The following is a 16,402-nucleotide window of genomic DNA, read 5'->3' on the forward strand; positions in this document are numbered from 1 at the left end:
TTGCCGATACTCCCAAGTGATGCCCTCGGGATCCCGAGAGCGACTCCACTGGCTGAAGTTTGGCTCAGTGCGCATCCTCTTGAGTAACCTGTCCCCGCAACGGAAGCGATCGCACATCTTCTTCACACTGTAGGGTTCTACTGAAATCCCCTGGGATGACCCATTAGTCGTGGGGGTAGTCTCCTCTATTTCAGGTTCAGAGGTGGCTGATGATTCCTGATTAACCTGATCAACTAAAGGAAAATATTTTCCTTGCCGATACTCCCAAGTGATGCCCTCGGGATCCCGAGAGCGACTCCACTGGCTGAAGTTTGGGTCAGTGCGCATCCTCTTGAGTAACCTGTCCCCGCACCGGAAGCGATCGCACATCTTCTTCACACTGTAGGGTTCTACTAAAAGTAGCTCTGATGAAGATTTAGCAGGAGTAATCTTCTTTTTAGCAGAGGTAGCTGATGGAAATGCTGTGGTGATATCGCCAGCTGGTAGAGCTTCGACGATATAATCTGCCAACGGCACCTCCTGGCTGTAAACCCCTTTAGTTGTGTGATACTTGATGATGCTTTCCCCGCTAAACCAATCTAGGGCTGTCCTCACGAAAAGCCACCCAGCTTGGGGGGACTTCTCCAGACATACTGGTGTCTTCTGCCCACTGGTAAGATTCACCAAGTTGTGTGTTGGCTTGAACATCCCCTTTTCGGGTATATACAGCTCATCTTGCTGACGTTTTCGTCTCGGACTACATTCGAGACAGTATTTAGGAGGCTTACCAGGATAGCACTCACGAGTAGTCATATGATTGCATTTGGGGCAAAAAAAGGTAACTGGACGGGTATGGATCGTACGAGTGTGAGCACGCACGATAAAGGTTTGAGAAGGCATAAGTGGTCAAGATATCAATAGTTATCTAGCAAAAGTTATCAAGCAACCTGAGTGTGATATAGTTGTTCTGGTGCCGACAGCAATTCTAGGTATATCCCTAGGCAGTAGCTGCCGTAACTAGATCATCTCTATCATCTAGAGTAAGCATTTCTGCTGGTTTGATGATCTTAGGCAAAACTTCGTCAGCAATAACTAAACTCCTAAATAGTTAATACTGATCGCTTTTGCTGGCATCAGCTATTTTTGATAAAGTTTAGTATGCTGCTAACGTTACACAATAGCAGATTCAGGCTAAATCCGTGATACTACTAGAATCGAGATTAATATTTGATTGTGCGATCGCACAATTGCGACCTTGTATTTGTGAGCCGATTTCCAACTCTCCTAACCCTCCAAAGTCCGAACTGTAAGCACCTGGGGTGGTGTCGAATCCGGGGGATAGAGAAAATCCACCTGTAGCTGCCTAACTTCTTCAGGGGCTAAATTCAACGTCACCAATGGATGCCCTGGCTGTCCTCGTCGCTGCACTAAATGCACATAGCGCGTCTGAGCCTTTCGATCATCATCATCATAATTTATTCTGAGTGTACCCCGAAAGAACACGTTTTCAACCCGTGGGTTCAAAAACAGCAGTCGATCAGTACCCCCCTCATCCTTCAATGGCGTTTGCAGCGATACCGTCAGCGTTTGGGGTTGATTAGTAGTATTCTTCAATGGTAAAGTTATATTGTATTCTACCCCATAATTACTGTGGGCAAAGTAGGCCGTATCGGCATAGCGCCTTAACATCGGTGCACTTTGAATTTGCCCTGTACTCAGAGTAATCAGATGTAGAGTCCCCACCACATAAGAAAATGCCTGCCCTAGCTGAGGAATACTCAAATAGTTAACATTTGGATTATCTTGAATCAGCACTTGCCATTGAGAACCTTGGGAAACACCAGCCACCCGACCAAACACCGTCGGTTCTTGAGGTGGTTCGAGAGGAGTGGGTATTGGTCCACGGGGTTGAGCTAAGCCGCCCGTATCCAGTAAGTCTTGCCATTCTGCTACCGTAGGTTCCCGATAGATTCCATTGCCATCACGAGGGGCTTTCATGGCTAAGTTAGCCACATAGACCATCCCATCACTCCGTAACCGCATCATGGTAGAACGACCATTAGAAGCTGGTGATCGTTTAACTGGAATTGGCTGATTCATTAACATTTGGCTTTGTTTTGCCTTCAGCACCAGTTTGGCGGGAAATAGTTCTTGGAGAATTCCCCTGAGTACATCATTCATTGTCCGACTGCCAGGACCAGCATAGACTGTACCATTGGGATTATCCACCATATCCGGCAACGAGATAAACGGTGCATCTGGGGTAGACAGATAACTCGCCCCTTGCAAGACCTCCACTGTAACAGGTGTTTCATTGGGATTATAAACTATCAATCCTTGATAAAGGGGATGGGTTTCCGCCTGAGTCTCTGCTCTAGCAATATGGTGGGTAAAGATATCAAACCGTCCATTAAAGCCATAATCAAGGTGGGCTGAAGGAACTTGTTTCCCTTCCGGTGAAAACGTAGACAGCAAAATCCCCTCACTTCTGACTAGTTCTGGACTATTGCTATTAAATACAGGCACCTGATCCAATTGCCCTGGTAAACTACGAACATCATCAGAAGAGACTTCCACTCCAGCAATATACTGAGGTGGAACAGCATAGATGTTTAACGCCCGACACAGCAAAGCCGCTACTTCACCACGGGTAGCACTCTGATTTGGTTTGACCTGTTTGATATTGGGATAGTTAACCACAATAGTATTAATTGCTGCGGATGCGATCGCATTTTTAGCATACTGGGGAATCTGGGTAGCATCAGTAAAATACCGTCTGAGAGTTCCATCGGGTTCTGACGGGATAGGGTAATTCTTGGCTCCTGCTAAAACGGCGATCGCTTGCACTCGAGAAATGGACTCATTCGGTTTAAATCGTCTGCCAGGATAGCCCGAAAAAAATCTTCGCTTGTAGGCATCTTGAATCACATTTTTGGCCCAATGATTACTAGGTACGTCCTTAAAACGAATACCACCCCGCTGAATCGGTGCTGAGGGAAAGGCATTCAGCATTAAGACAGCAAACTCAGCGCGGGTAATTCTAAAATTAGGACGAAATTTACCATCCGGGTAACCACTGACCAACTTACGCTCCCGCAGTTGGTTGATACAATCTCTCGCCCAATGATTTTCTAGGTCAGGGAAAGTAGCGGTATTGGTCATCAGTAGTAGTATTTAGTCTAAACTGCTTGAGTCTGGGCAACTAACTTGAAATTTTTTACTTCAAGCCCACGATCAGTTCTATTTATGATAATGTTGGTCAATTAACCGGGGTGTTATCCCCTTTAACAACATACTCAACATAGTCCCTATGTATGTTGCTAACATAAATTTCATAATAAAACAATAAAAACTACGATTGGTTCAATGACTGACAATTCTCAAATCCAAGACGAACAAAACTCGGAAGAGGATTCGACCATAGACTCTTCCCAAGATAACCTAGAGGAAAAAGTTATCAATCCATCAGTTATAGAAACTATTCCGGTTGCTCCAGAGGGCTTTAAGTCTGGCTTTGTGGCGATTGTGGGACGCCCGAATGTGGGCAAATCCACACTGATGAATAAACTGGTAGGGCAAAAAATTGCCATCACTTCGCCAGTGGCTCAAACCACCCGAAATCGGCTGCGAGGTATCTTGACCACACCGGAAGCTCAATTGATTTTTGTGGATACGCCAGGGATTCACAAACCTCATCATCAGCTGGGTAAGGTATTGGTGAAAAATGCCCAAATAGCGATTGAGTTAGTGGATGTGGTGCTGTTGGTGGTGGATAGTACGGTGGAGGCGGGAGGAGGCGATCGCTTTATTGTTGATCTACTGAGCCATACCAAGACACCAGTAATTTTGGGTGTGAACAAATCAGATATACAACCTCGCCAGAGTAGGGGAGCATCAATCGATGCTAGTTATGCTAAACTAGCTACTGCTCAAGGCTGGGAAGTCGTCAAATTTTCTGCCCTGACAGCTGATCGCTTAGACCTATTGCAGCAGAAATTAATTGAGCGCTTAGAACCAGGACCATATTATTATCCCCCTGACTTCGTAACCGACCAGCCAGAACGGTTTATCATGGGGGAATTGATTCGAGAGCAAATCTTACTCCTAACTCGTGAGGAAGTCCCCCACTCGGTTGCTATTACTATTGATTTAGTGGAGGAACAACCAAAAATCACCCGTATTTTTGCTACGATCAATGTAGAGAGAGACTCCCAAAAAGGTATTTTGATTGGGAAAAAGGGTACTATGCTCAAACAAATTGGTACTGCTGCTCGTCAACAACTTCAAAAGTTAGTTGCTGGTCAAGTTTACCTGGAATTGTTTGTGAAAGTAAAACCGAAATGGCGACAATCTCGCTTACGGTTATTAGAGTTGGGATATCGGGTGGAGAAGTAATAGTAAGTACGCTATATCTATAGCATTTTTATTTGATATGTAAACCTAGGATTAATATAAAAAGAGGACAGGTAACAGGATATTTTTAAATACCAATTAACCATTACTACTTCATCCTTAACAATTATTCTAAACGGCAAATACTTGTTCAACTGTCAAAGCTAACTCGGTAAATGTTTGTGATTCAATTTTTTGATTTCCTGTAAATTCTGTCAGATCATAAAACCCATCAACTAAACGCAAAACCGAAACCTTAGACTTAATTGGATCAACAATCCAATACTCAGGCACTTCCCGCACTGCGTATTCAGAACGCTTGTAGCGGTAATCATCTTGAGGATTACCTGCACTGACAATTTCTACTGCTAGTAGTGGTGCTGATTCCAGCACCGCTGATGACATGGAACGGATAGCTTGCCGCTGATTTTCTGAGATAATGACTAAATCAGGAATTCTAGATTTATTCTCAGCTGTGCGAACCCCAAGATTACCAGGCATAACAACCCAATCTAAACTAACCCTGTCAATTTCTCTATCAAATTCCTTGAATAGAAAAAGCATAATCAGGGCATGTAGTCCACTAGCAGGTGGCATAGCAACAAGCTCTCCATTAACAAGCTCATACTTGTAGTCAGTGTCATCATGGTAGGAAATATAGTCTTCAAATGTGTAAAACTTTTTGGCAGTTTGAATCATTTGAGTTGCCTCCTAGAAAACCGGTTTATTAGTGTAGTTAAGGTGGGTTTTGTAGACGGTTGACGGTTAACCGTCTACAAAAACCTATTGTAGGTTTATTTCTAGTGGCCTATTTATATTGATCTACTGACTCTTGCTGCTCTTCGGTTTCTGGCTCTTCGATTTCCGGCTCTTCGATTTCCTGCTCTTGATCAGAGATAGGTACTAAAGCAACCGCTGCGATCGCATCTTCATCATCTAACTTTTGCACTCTGACCCCAGTTGCCATGCGAGATTGGGGAGAAATAGCATCAACAGCTTGACGAATGATAATCCCTCGACTAGTGACTATCATCAATTCATCCCCTTCATTAACTACCTGTAGGGCTGCCAGTTGGTCTTTCGGTAAACGGAATTTGGTTGAGCGAACTCCCATACCAGCACGGTTTTGTAGCCGGAATTGGGATACGGGTACCCGCTTACCATAGCCTCCCATAGTGACAATTAATACCCAAGGACCCTGAGCCGCTGTTTCCACCATCTCAGAATCACTAAGGTCTTCTGTCTCTTCCTCTGAATCCTCAGTAGCAGCTAGACTAGCGATGATTTGACCGGACAAAATATCCATACCGATTAATTCATCATCACCCTTGAGTTTCATAGCCTTAACTCCTCTGGTCGCACGACCGAGGGGGCGGAGTTGATCATTGTCACACTTGAAGTGAATTGCCATGCCATGACGAGACCCAATTATGATGCTGTCTTCTTGCCTAGCACGAAGTACCCACCGCAACTGGTCTCCTTCCCCGAGGGAAATAGCAATTAATCCATTTGCCCGAATTTTGCTGAAAGCATCTAGAGCAGTTTTCTTGATGTAACCCTTATGGGTTAGCATGACTAGATATTCATCATCTGTAAATTCAGATACCGGTACAATAGAAGTAATTTTTTCTTCGTGGGGAATGGGTAACATCTGCACAATCGGTACCCCCCTGGCGGTGCGAGATGCAGCCGGGATTTGGTAGGCACGGAGAGAGTACACTACACCGCGATCGCTAAAAAATAAAATGCTATCGTGGTCGCAGCAAGTGAAGAAATGCTCTACCTCATCATCATCTTTAATTCTGGCAGCAGCTTTCCCACGAGTTGCCCGAGCTTGAGCTCTAAACTCATCCACAGGCATGCGTTTGATATACCCTTGCTCAGTCAGCAGAATCACAGCTTTTTCATTAGCAATCAGGTCAGTATCATCTAGTTCCCCTTCAACCTGTTGAATTTGTGTGCGGCGTGGTGTGGCAAAGCTCTGTTTCAGTTGCTGGGCTTCAGTTTCAATAATCTCCAGGATGCGACTTCGGCGAGCTAGGATATCCCGTAAATCCGCAATCCGAACTTGTAATTCCTCATGCTCAGCTTGAATCTTTTGGGCTTCCAAAGCAGTCAAACGGCGCAGCTGCATTTGCAAAATAGCATCTGCTTGGGCTTCAGATAGACTAAATTCTGTCACTAATTGTCCTCGTGCTGTAGTCGTATCCGCCGCCCCCCGAATCACGGCAATCACAGCATCTAAGCTATCTAGGGCAATTAGTAACCCTTGCAGTAAATGATCCCGTTCCTCAGCTTTGCGCAATTGATATTGAGTCCGTCGGGTAATGGTTTCAATGCGGAAATCCAGGAAAACGTTTAAGAACTGCTTTATGGTCAGCAACTGGGGTTCATTGCCCACCAGGGCTAGCATATTTGCTCCAAAATTGGTTTGGAGGGGGGTTTGCTTGTAGAGATTATTCAGGACAACTTTGGGATAAGCATCGCGCTTTAGTTCGATTACGATGCGCATGCCATTGCGATCGCTTTCATCCCGAATATCGGAAATGCCATCAATGCGCTTATCATTAACCAATTCAGCAATCTTTTCGATTAAACTTGCCTTATTAGTTTGGTAAGGTAGCTCAGTAATAATAATGGCTTCTTTGTCTGGACGACCTCGTTGCCCAATGGTTTCAATTTCTGCCACACCTCGCATGGTGATAGAACCCCTACCACTGGTGTAAGCATCTTTAATACCCGATGTTCCTAAAATCTGTGCCCCAGTGGGGAAATCTGGACCAGGGATATACCGCCTTAACTCCTTATCAGTGATTTCGGGATTATGGATCAGGCCGACTAAGCCATCCACCAACTCTCCCAGGTTATGAGGGGGGATATTGGTTGCCATACCCACAGCAATCCCCGATGAGCCGTTGAGCAGTAATTGGGGAATCCGTGCTGGTAAGACAGTCGGTTCTTGTTGGGAACCGTCAAAGTTATCAACAAAGTCTACAGTTTCTGACTCAATGTCCCGGAGTAGGGCATTGGTAGCGATCGCTTGCAAGCGGCACTCTGTGTAACGCATTGCCGCTGGGGGGTCGTTGTCTACTGAGCCAAAATTTCCATGACCATTAATCAGAGGCGATCGCATGGAGAAATCCTGAGCCATGCGCACCAAAGCGTCATAAACAGCAGTATCCCCATGGGGATGATACTTACCCAACACTTCCCCCACCACACGAGCGCATTTGCGGAACGGACGGTCTGGGCTTAAGCCCAGCTCATGCATCGCATAGAGAATCCGTCGGTGTACTGGCTTGAGCCCATCCCTGGCATCTGGTAATGCCCGACCTACAATAACGCTCATGGCGTATTCTAAATAAGACCGGGACATTTCGTTCCGCAAATTTGTCGGGACAATGCGTTCTTGGGATGTACTCATAGTTGGACAAACTCCCTTATTATCGAGGATTTTGCTAAATAAATCGGTTAAAATCTCTCAAAAGAGGCTTTTAACACCTTTTTTTTCCAAATTTGGCTGGTTATTTTTAAATTTTAACACAAAATCTCGACTATAGCCGGTAACAGAACCACGGGCAAGGCTTAGACAATGAGCAGATTCGCGCTTCTTGTGCAAAAATTATGGGAAAAAGACAGAAAATTTCCTAGGGTAGCTTAGAAAATTAACCTGTTCTTGTTCATGTTGACTGGCGGTTTATGCCACCAGATTGTTTTCCTCCCCTGACTAAACCTCAGAGGTTCCCAACGACTAAGGAGTTTTTGATGAAACTATCCTATGTTTTGATCGGCTTAGCTATTTTTGCCATCGTTTTGAGACCAGATTTAATCCCTATCAGCCTCGCTCTAGCTATAATCGGCTTTGGTGTCGTGTTTGGTCTGTTTAGGGATCACCTGATGAAGTAATCGGTAAGGTTAATCTATTCACAAGTACCTTGACCTAAAGCGTTTTTCCATCATTTTGGCTGAATCGTGCTATAATATGTTTCCTGTCATTTACTCCGATGAGTTTCTTGAACACGATAACGGTCGGTTTCACCCAGAACGACCAGAAGGTTTAACTGCGATTGTTGATGCTATCAAAGCTGCACCTTGGGCTGACCAAATTAAGTGGCAGTTACCGACAGCGGTAGAAACTCGTCGAGTGATGCCTCTAGTACAACAAATTCATAGCCAGCGCTACATTGAGACAGTTGAAGAAATAGCTAGGAGTAATGGTGGCAGGTTAGATGCGGACACAGGGATATCCCCCCGCAGTTACGATGTTGCCCTACTCGCCGTTAGTGCTTGGCTAGATGCGGTAGATCAAGTCCTCACTACCAATAATTCAGCCTTTGTTCTAGCCCGTCCCCCTGGTCATCATGCTGAACGTCAGAGAGGGATGGGGTTTTGCTTATTTTCCAATGCTGCGATCGCAGCTTACTATGCCTTAGAGCAATCGGGAGTCGAACGAGTTGCCATCCTAGACTGGGATGTCCATCACGGCAATGGTACTCAAGATGTTGTGGAACGAGATGCTCGCATTGCCTACATCTCCCTTCATCAATCCCCTTGCTATCCTGGTACAGGCCAAGCCAGTGAACAGGGGTTTCACAATAATGTCCTTAATCTTCCCATGGCACCAGGCAGCACGTTAGCAGATTACCAGCCGATGTTTGAACAGAAAGTGATGCCCTTTTTAACCAAATTTCAGCCAGATTTATTGATTGTCAGTGCTGGTTATGATGCTAATGCCGCCGATCCCTTGGCAAATATTGCCTTGCAGCCAGATGATTATGGGCTATTTACCAAGTATTGTCTGCAACTAACTCGTCGGATTGTTTTTGGTTTAGAGGGCGGGTATGAACTCACTGCTCTAGCTCAGTCGGTGGTAGCAACAATTAAACCTTGTTTGGCCAAGGAGAGTTGATCTGGCTAAGTATAGATAGCTATAAGTATAGCTGGTTAATTATAGCTGGTTAACTATAGCGCTACAGTAGGCGGCTATACTCAAAACAATTAAATGTTTAAATCCGCCATACTGCTTGAATTATTCTGGAAACAACAGTAGTTAGATCAACTTAACTGCTCTAAGTCCAAAAAATAGAGTCAGAGCCACAACAGTGGCAGCAGCTAGAATTCCAAAGTAAGCGATTGCTGCAGATATCATATTATTCTCCCAAAAATTGACTAGTGTAATAATATTACATAATTTTACCTCATATTGAGTCTTATTCCTCAGAGCAATAGTCAACCGTCAATAGTCAACCGTCAGCTGTCAACGGTGAACAATCATGGACGACAAGAAATTTTTTCGTTTTGTGTGGCGCTTTAATGCTATTGTTATTATGGCTACTGGATTGCTAGCAATAGCGGTTTTGGCTTTTGCTGCTATCGAGATAGTCAAAAGCACTACGAGAGAGCGGCAGCGGATTAACATTGTTAATGTCGATGACGATAGCTCAAGGTCTCAAGAGTGGGAGCTGGGTAATCTCAGGGAAGTTGATGGCACAACCTATCTAATGGTGCCGCTTTACTCAGACCAATCTTATACCCAATCCTATTATAGCAAATCGACACGCTCAACTAGAAACTATTTGTTTTTGGATAGTGAAACAGGTAAAAGCAAATGGCTCTTTGCTAAGAATGACTATTTAATTGCTAGCGATAGCTTCATTTCAGAAACTAATGATAGAGCTAATAACAGGGTTGAATCTAAACCAGTTATAGCCGTTTTATACAACCTTATTAAACAAGATACCAATGGTGATGGAAGATTAACAAACAATGATAGTATAACAATAGCATTTACACATCCCAATGGTAATGAATATCAGGAAGTAGTAAGTGGAGTAGATAGATTTTTGGGTTACAAGGTCAAACACGCAAATAGCCTATTAATTTTGTACCAGCGGGATGGTATTGCCTATTCAGCAAAGGTTTCTTTAGATAATTTCGCTCTCTCCAATGAAACAGAATTACCTAAAGTAGGTCAGCCCTGAATCTCACCCTCGATAAACTGAATCCTACTCCCTACTCCCTACTCCCTACTCCCGCGCAACCCAGGACGAAAGTACTTCTGGTAATTAAAAACTGCTATAGATAAGAGTTTCAACCCTTAACCGAACCGGCTAAAATCCCCCGCACAAAGTACCGCTGTAGAACAAAAAACACAATCAGTGGTACAATCATTGTGATAAATGCACCAGAGGTAAGAAGATGCCACTGCTGCCCACGATAACCTACTATATTTGTTAATCGGATCGTTAGCGGGGCAACGTCTGGTGTAACTCCGAGATAGACTAAAGCAACTAGCAAGTCATTCCAGACCCAGAGAAATTGAAACACGGCAAATGATGCGATCGCAGGCATGGATAGAGGCACAATCAGCTGGGTAACTATGGTTAGATGAGACGCACCATCCACTGCTGCTGCTTCGATTAACTCCTGAGGCAAACTAGCAATATAATTACGCAATAAATAAATTCCTAAGGGCAAACCATAGCCTGTGTGGGCTAACCAAATACCTAATAATGTACCGGAAAGTCCTAGATATCCGTAGACTCGCAATACCGGAATCAGAGTCATCTGTAACGGGACTACCAGCAAGCCAACTACTACCATAAACAGGACTTGGCGACCAGGAAATTTCATCCAAGCAAACCCATAGGCAGCAACAGTAGCGATCGCAATCGGAATAACTGTAGCGGGAATCGAGATAGCCAGACTATTGAAAAATGCCTGTCCCATCCCTTCGGAGGTAATCACATCAATATAGTTACCCAGGTGGTATTGGGTGAAATTGAAGGGGTGTTGGAAGACTGACCACCAACCGGTTTTGAGCACATCATCTCGGTAGCGTAGGGAACTAATGAACAAGCCAACAGTGGGTAGAGTCCAGATCAAAGAGATGATAATCAGGGTCAGATGAATCGGGATTTTCCAGAAGAATTGCTGTAGGTGTTGGGATTTTGCTACAAAGAACGGTTTTGGTGCCATAGCTGGGTTAAAGTCATGTCTGGAATTAGTCTATTTTTTGCCAAGATAAGCGCTTTGTGCAACCAATCCCACAACAGCAGTCGTTAAACAAGTGGGCAAAACAACTGGGCAAAACAACTGGGCAAAACAACTGGGCAAGATGCGTTCGCGAAGCGGCTCCAAAGGAGCATCGCATCACCCCAAGCCTTATAGAATTTCAACCATAGCTAGAACAGTTGCTTAACTCGGTGACGCCATCAGAATCAAATTTTAACTTTAATCTGAATACTATAACATTTCTAAATCAATTAGAAATAATAAATAATAATTACCGTTTTTGACCTTAACCAAAATCCTTCTATGTCTTGATGCAGTCGCGAATGGGGGAAATCCCCTTTGGCCTCACTGGCTCACCTGTTCCCTTGCTGCATCGCTACTTGATTAACTCTTGCCTCTTGCCTCTTCCCTCTTGCCTTTCCCAAGCGGGAGTATGTTCACAATTCAAATAATAATTATATATTACTATTAACGGCTGTTCTCCTGCTCTCGAAACCGACGGATATTGCTAATCATAACCGGAATAATAACTAGTAATAAAATAACTGCGATCGCACTACCTCGTCCAAAGTTCCGATAATTGAACATTTCCTTAATCATACGAGACGCAATCACTTCCGTATTTTGATTACCACCGGTCATCACCCAGACAATATCAAAGACTTTTAGGACCGCTATTACTACAGTAGTCACAACCACAGCAATAGTCCCTCGTATCATCGGAATAGTAATTGTCCAGAAGATTTGCCACTCACTAGCTCCATCTATCCGTGCAGCTTCGATAATATCTTTGGGGATACCTTTGATGGCAGCAGAGAGCAAAATCAAGCAAAACCCTGTCTGCAACCAAATCATAATCACAATCAGAGCATAATTATTAAGTTCGCGCTCCACTAACCAACCTACAGGCTCAAATCCTAAACTGGTAATAATGCCATTGAGTAAGCCAATTTGTTCTGAGCCAGCTGGACGAAAAGCATAGATAAATCGCCAAATCACGCTAGCCCCCACAAAGGAAATTGCCATTGGCATAAAGATTATAGACTTGGCTACGGGTTCATAGCGTACCCGATCCACCAGCACCGCAATAATTAAACCCAATGCTACACTAAACCCTGTTACCAATACCAACCAAAGGACATTGTTACGAAAAGCGATTAGCATAGTAGGGTTGGTAAAGGCAAAGATGTAATTGTCCAGTCCCACAAAATTTTGCGATCGCTTATCCAAGAAGCTGATATAGATAGTATTGAGGGTCGGCAGAATCAGGTAAGCGGTTAGTAATGCTAAAGCAGGGGCTAAGTATACCCAAGCCACAAAATGCGTTCGCGTAGCGTGACCGTTCGCGTAGCGTGGCCTTTTGGCCAAGGTCAATCGCGTTTTATTGGGTAGCTGATTTACCAAGCCATTCATGCCATATAATAAAGCTATCACCCCACCACAGCCTATGACAACGGCGAGAATGAAAGTAACTATTTTGAGCAATACCATCCTTCATTGCCTCATCACTTCATCACCTGATAACCTTATCACTTGATCACCTCATATAAATCTCTCACCGAATCCCGTTTATTGCCATGCTCTAAATTATAAAATTTATAATTTTTTTGCCACAGTTCCAGTTCATAGATAGATATTGATTTAGCGATAATGTCAGTGCTCCTTGCACGATCACCTACTTGTGGATCGGTTGTAAATACTCCACAATGAATTTGGTTAGTTGATATATTCCAATAATGTCTCAATTTGTATTTCCAATCAATGACTTGTTCCACTACCTTATTTCTATGCTTATTTCTTCTAGTTCTTTCGTGCTTTCCTGTCGCTTCAGTATCAATATATTTAGTTTCAATTAAAAATATTTTTTTGTTTTTACTAAGATAAACAAAATCTACTTTACCTAAATTTGTATAGTCTTGGATTAGGGCCTTTTCAAACAGGATGAGCTGACTACAGGTTGGAAATAATGAGTTGATATTGAAAAATAGATATGCCTGTAATAGCAGTTCCTGATCATAGGGAAAACCAATAACCCCTATAAAAAAACGTCTCATATCTTCTTCACTTTGTGGCTGTTAACCTTGGCAATAGGAAACAAATTTATCAATCTGACTAGTATCCATAGCTTATTTCTTATTTAAACTTGAGTTTGGCCTAAAGGGGGAATCCTAAACTTACGGTGTTGCTCAATTATGGAAGATCCAAAGGTAATCGGTAATCGTTAATCGGTAACTGCTCCAACTATACTTGAGTACCCAAATCCTATTCAGCAAAGCCAAATTTATAGTAGTCACTGACATCCTACTATATCCTGCCTGCTTACACCCCAAGGGATTGCCGTTACAGCGGAGCGAAGCGCAAGTGCTGATATTGTACTCAGATATTTAATCGTAATTAATGCCTAAACGCCGCTATTGTCCCTTTCGCTAAATGGTGGCGAATAACTGACTTAATTTGATTTCAGTATCTTATATCATGTCAGGATAATTACCCTTAATAAAAATATCCCCCATCTGGCCACACTTCCCGCGCCCGGACCCCTTAATTATGGGTATTCAACCAGACTTGATATTATAGTTACCGATTTGGCAATTGTGCTAAAGTAACATTAGAAGGCGATTTTAAATAAATATTTTTTTTTACAATGACTAATCCCTAATTCCTCATACTTAATCTGGCCAACTGTCCTCAATAGTTTTCAGAACTGTATCCACATCTGTCCCACCAATATAATCAACAATGCCACTCCAGAATGTCCCGGTACCCACGGCTCCTGGCATCATATCCGAACCATCGAAGCGCACCATATCCGCATTGGCTAAGATTTCCGCTTGACGTTTAACAATGTCATTGGGGTAAGCATCCAAACTAACCTGTTTATGGGGTGAGACATAATCTCCCTGACTTGCCCAGATAGTATGGGCTTGGGCAGTTGATAAATACTCCATCAACTTCCGTGCTTCTGGAGTATCCTTAAACATAGCAGTCACAATACCAGACACTAACACTGGCACTCCCAATTCCTGTTTAATACCCGGTAACAGAAAGATACTCACATCCTTATCTAGCGCTACATCTTTAGGTAAGAAGCTAGTGATAAAGCTAGCTTGGCGATGCAGATAGCAACCTGGGGGGTTATCAAATAACGGTGCAGTTGCGTCACCAAAGGGAGTGCTAATAATACCAACAGTGCCACCAAACACATACTTAGGATTAAGGGCAATGTTGCCAAACTGCTCAAAAGCATTCTTAACCGCTGGGTGATTAAAGGGAATCTTGTGAGCAACCCACTGGTCATACACTTCCCCACCAACCGTGCGCAACATAATATCCTCAATCCAGTCAGTACCAACCCATCCTGTAGCCGCACCGCTTTCTATTCCGATGCACCAAGGGACACCGCCATCTGCCACAATCTGATCGGACAGTGCCATCATTTCATTCCAGGTGGTAGGGATTTTGTAACCAGCTGCCTTAAACGCAGCTCGATTGTACCAAACTAAGCTTTTGACCGCCGCCCTAATCCACACCCCGTATACTTTACTATCGACAGTTGCCAAATCTAGCCAGTTTTGAGAATAAGCAGCAGATAACTGAGATTTGTCCATGAAGGTATCTACAGGTACCAGTTCACCTTCCCTAGCAAAGTCAGCCATCAAACCCGGTTGAGGGAACATGGCAAGATCGGGAGCATTTCCAGATTCCACCAACACAGGTAGGAGGGTGGCGAAATCACTACTGGCTTCATACACCACCTTGATACCCGTTTCTTTAGTGAAGGGTTCTAGTATCTGTTCCATGATTTGCTCCCCTTCCCCTGTCATTACTCCCAGGATAGTAACCGTATTGCTTTTAGGGTCTCCACCCTTGGGGGCACAGGCGACTAAAACTAAAGATAAACCTAGAAATACAGTAGGAAATACCGTGTTAGGAGCCGGTTTAGTTCTAAATTTCGCAAAAAATTCTCCTATATGCTCGATAAAACCTATCTTGATCCATAATTTGGGTCTGAACATCTTTCAATTATGAGCCTTAGCAAATAATGACACTCATACTGTGAGTACAATTCCGTTCTAAGATAACCCCACTCAATGACTTGAGCAACAACTTAGGGAGGGGAAGCTTGAGAAATCAGAATACACAGATGAAAGACTCTATGTTTGAAAGGCAGGCTTGATCAACGTAAACCTTCAGCCTACTAGGTGGTGTGTTACGGGACCGACTGTCCCAACACTAGCTACCGATAAAATGAGGGCGAGCCTTTTGGTGGTGCGTTACGGGGCGGGCTGTCGCAACACTGGCGCTCGAGGTTGAAGATGAGGGCAAGCCCGCCCCTAATATCAAGTCTGGTTGAATACCCATAATTAAGGGGCCCGGGCGCGGGGAGGGTGGGAAGTGTGGGGAGATGGGGAGATGGGGAGATGGGGAGATGGGAAGATGGGGAGATGGGGAGATGGGAACCCACCCCTAACCCCTCCCAGGAGGGGAATATGGGGAGATGGGGGAAATTTTTATTAAGGGTAATTATCCTGACATGATATAACACACCCTACGCACCCTACGCAACTAAGCCCATGCTATGGTTGCCAGCTATCAGCCATTCATGATGCTGGCAACAGAACGAACCGAACAAAAGGGCATCATGGCGACATCACCTACAAAAAAAAGCTTAAGCTCAATGCTGTTCGCGCAGCGTGCGCGTAGCGCATATGCTTACCAATAAACGGTGACCTAGAAAAACTACTGATTTTAGCCTCTATCTATTTGTTAGAACTTTATACTAACTTCACATAACTAGGATTCGAGTTCGACGTAAACTGGACAATTTTGAGAGTTTATCCCTATCCCTAGGCTTTATTTATAGGGTTTATAAATGAGATGTAAACGTAGGATGTCTTTTTTTATTGGACACTAAAACTCTGGAGCTGTTGCCCTTATTGCGTTTTGCCTTTTGTATTTTGTATTTTAATAAGGTAGTATTTTCACAAATAAAATAAAAACGCTATCTGATATTAAT

The 16,402-nt window shown here is 43.7% G+C and carries 15 protein-coding genes; 6 read left to right on the forward strand and 9 right to left on the reverse strand.

Features of this window, described 5'->3' with window-relative positions; all coding sequences use genetic code 11:
* Both F6K49_RS17455 and F6K49_RS17460 read right to left on the reverse strand, forming a co-directional pair.
* Positions 1-792 (reverse strand): hypothetical protein (locus tag F6K49_RS17455; protein WP_366514200.1); only part of this gene is annotated, 792 nt, incomplete at its 3' end.
* A gap of 471 nt (positions 793-1,263) precedes the next feature.
* On the reverse strand, positions 1,264-3,141 hold the full coding sequence (locus F6K49_RS17460) for a DUF3370 family protein (protein WP_293024338.1): 1,878 nt from the start codon (positions 3,139-3,141) through the stop codon (positions 1,264-1,266).
* Between the two features lie 204 nt (positions 3,142-3,345).
* Between F6K49_RS17460 and era the strand changes: the two genes are divergently transcribed.
* On the forward strand, positions 3,346-4,374 hold the full coding sequence (era, locus tag F6K49_RS17465) for a GTPase Era (RefSeq protein WP_293024336.1): 1,029 nt from the start codon (positions 3,346-3,348) through the stop codon (positions 4,372-4,374).
* 129 nt (positions 4,375-4,503) lie between these two features.
* Here the strand turns inward: era and F6K49_RS17470 are convergent, their stop codons facing one another.
* Positions 4,504-5,070, reverse strand: a complete 567-nt coding sequence (locus tag F6K49_RS17470; protein WP_293071617.1) for a Uma2 family endonuclease — start codon at positions 5,068-5,070, stop codon at positions 4,504-4,506.
* A 109-nt stretch (positions 5,071-5,179) separates the two neighbouring features.
* Positions 5,180-7,795 carry a DNA gyrase subunit A gene (gyrA, locus tag F6K49_RS17475; protein ID WP_293079529.1) on the reverse strand — a complete coding sequence of 872 codons (2,616 nt, stop codon included), beginning with the start codon at positions 7,793-7,795 and terminating at the stop codon, positions 5,180-5,182.
* Between the two features lie 341 nt (positions 7,796-8,136).
* Here gyrA and F6K49_RS17480 point away from each other — a divergent pair, with 341 nt between their 5' ends.
* On the forward strand, positions 8,137-8,277 hold the full coding sequence (locus F6K49_RS17480; protein ID WP_293039591.1) for a hypothetical protein: 141 nt from the start codon (positions 8,137-8,139) through the stop codon (positions 8,275-8,277).
* Between the two features lie 76 nt (positions 8,278-8,353).
* Positions 8,354-9,280 (forward strand): histone deacetylase, encoded by a 927-nt coding sequence (locus tag F6K49_RS17485; RefSeq protein ID WP_293098630.1) that lies wholly within the window; start codon positions 8,354-8,356, stop codon positions 9,278-9,280.
* Between the two features lie 141 nt (positions 9,281-9,421).
* Here F6K49_RS17485 and F6K49_RS17490 read toward each other — a convergent pair whose 3' ends face one another.
* On the reverse strand, positions 9,422-9,520 hold the full coding sequence (locus tag F6K49_RS17490) for a cytochrome b6-f complex subunit PetL (RefSeq protein ID WP_293024328.1): 99 nt from the start codon (positions 9,518-9,520) through the stop codon (positions 9,422-9,424).
* 124 nt (positions 9,521-9,644) lie between these two features.
* On the opposite strand from F6K49_RS17490, the gene F6K49_RS17495 reads away from it, so the two are divergent.
* Complete coding sequence (locus tag F6K49_RS17495) at positions 9,645-10,352, forward strand: hypothetical protein (protein ID WP_293039589.1); 708 nt, start codon at positions 9,645-9,647, stop codon at positions 10,350-10,352.
* A 109-nt stretch (positions 10,353-10,461) separates the two neighbouring features.
* Here F6K49_RS17495 and F6K49_RS17500 read toward each other — a convergent pair whose 3' ends face one another.
* The gene (locus tag F6K49_RS17500) at positions 10,462-11,349 is read right to left on the reverse strand and encodes a carbohydrate ABC transporter permease (RefSeq protein WP_293071619.1); all 888 of its coding nucleotides are present in this window, start codon (positions 11,347-11,349) and stop codon (positions 10,462-10,464) included.
* Positions 11,350-11,405: 56 nt separating this feature from the next.
* On the opposite strand from F6K49_RS17500, the gene F6K49_RS17505 reads away from it, so the two are divergent.
* Entirely contained in the window at positions 11,406-11,555 is a 150-nt protein-coding gene (locus F6K49_RS17505; protein WP_293024322.1) for a hypothetical protein, read from the forward strand.
* Between the two features lie 298 nt (positions 11,556-11,853).
* Here F6K49_RS17505 and F6K49_RS17510 read toward each other — a convergent pair whose 3' ends face one another.
* The 3 genes from F6K49_RS17510 to F6K49_RS17520 all read right to left on the reverse strand — a co-directional run bounded on the left by F6K49_RS17510 (position 11,854) and on the right by F6K49_RS17520 (position 15,401).
* Positions 11,854-12,876: a sugar ABC transporter permease gene (locus F6K49_RS17510; RefSeq protein WP_293098639.1), complete on the reverse strand. Its 1,023-nt coding sequence runs from the start codon at positions 12,874-12,876 to the stop codon at positions 11,854-11,856.
* Between the two features lie 38 nt (positions 12,877-12,914).
* Positions 12,915-13,439, reverse strand: a complete 525-nt coding sequence (locus tag F6K49_RS17515; RefSeq protein ID WP_293024318.1) for an NERD domain-containing protein — start codon at positions 13,437-13,439, stop codon at positions 12,915-12,917.
* Between the two features lie 615 nt (positions 13,440-14,054).
* The gene (locus tag F6K49_RS17520; RefSeq protein WP_293071622.1) at positions 14,055-15,401 is read right to left on the reverse strand and encodes an ABC transporter substrate-binding protein; all 1,347 of its coding nucleotides are present in this window, start codon (positions 15,399-15,401) and stop codon (positions 14,055-14,057) included.
* Positions 15,402-15,782: 381 nt separating this feature from the next.
* Between F6K49_RS17520 and F6K49_RS17525 the strand changes: the two genes are divergently transcribed.
* Positions 15,783-15,923: a hypothetical protein gene (locus tag F6K49_RS17525; protein ID WP_293098646.1), complete on the forward strand. Its 141-nt coding sequence runs from the start codon at positions 15,783-15,785 to the stop codon at positions 15,921-15,923.
* Positions 15,924-16,402 lie beyond the last annotated feature (479 nt).

The organism is Moorena sp. SIO3I6 (genome assembly GCF_010672095.1).

Coding starts and splice junctions, on each gene's coding strand:
- F6K49_RS17460 (WP_293024338.1), bottom strand. CDS start 3,141: ATGACCAATACCGCTACTTTCCCTGACCTAGAAAATCATTGGGCGAGA.
- era (WP_293024336.1), top strand. CDS start 3,346: ATGACTGACAATTCTCAAATCCAAGACGAACAAAACTCGGAAGAGGAT.
- F6K49_RS17470 (WP_293071617.1), bottom strand. CDS start 5,070: ATGATTCAAACTGCCAAAAAGTTTTACACATTTGAAGACTATATTTCC.
- gyrA (WP_293079529.1), bottom strand. CDS start 7,795: ATGAGTACATCCCAAGAACGCATTGTCCCGACAAATTTGCGGAACGAA.
- F6K49_RS17480 (WP_293039591.1), top strand. CDS start 8,137: ATGAAACTATCCTATGTTTTGATCGGCTTAGCTATTTTTGCCATCGTT.
- F6K49_RS17485 (WP_293098630.1), top strand. CDS start 8,354: ATGTTTCCTGTCATTTACTCCGATGAGTTTCTTGAACACGATAACGGT.
- F6K49_RS17490 (WP_293024328.1), bottom strand. CDS start 9,520: ATGATATCTGCAGCAATCGCTTACTTTGGAATTCTAGCTGCTGCCACT.
- F6K49_RS17495 (WP_293039589.1), top strand. CDS start 9,645: ATGGACGACAAGAAATTTTTTCGTTTTGTGTGGCGCTTTAATGCTATT.
- F6K49_RS17500 (WP_293071619.1), bottom strand. CDS start 11,349: ATGGCACCAAAACCGTTCTTTGTAGCAAAATCCCAACACCTACAGCAA.
- F6K49_RS17510 (WP_293098639.1), bottom strand. CDS start 12,876: ATGGTATTGCTCAAAATAGTTACTTTCATTCTCGCCGTTGTCATAGGC.
- F6K49_RS17515 (WP_293024318.1), bottom strand. CDS start 13,439: ATGAGACGTTTTTTTATAGGGGTTATTGGTTTTCCCTATGATCAGGAA.
- F6K49_RS17520 (WP_293071622.1), bottom strand. CDS start 15,401: ATGTTCAGACCCAAATTATGGATCAAGATAGGTTTTATCGAGCATATA.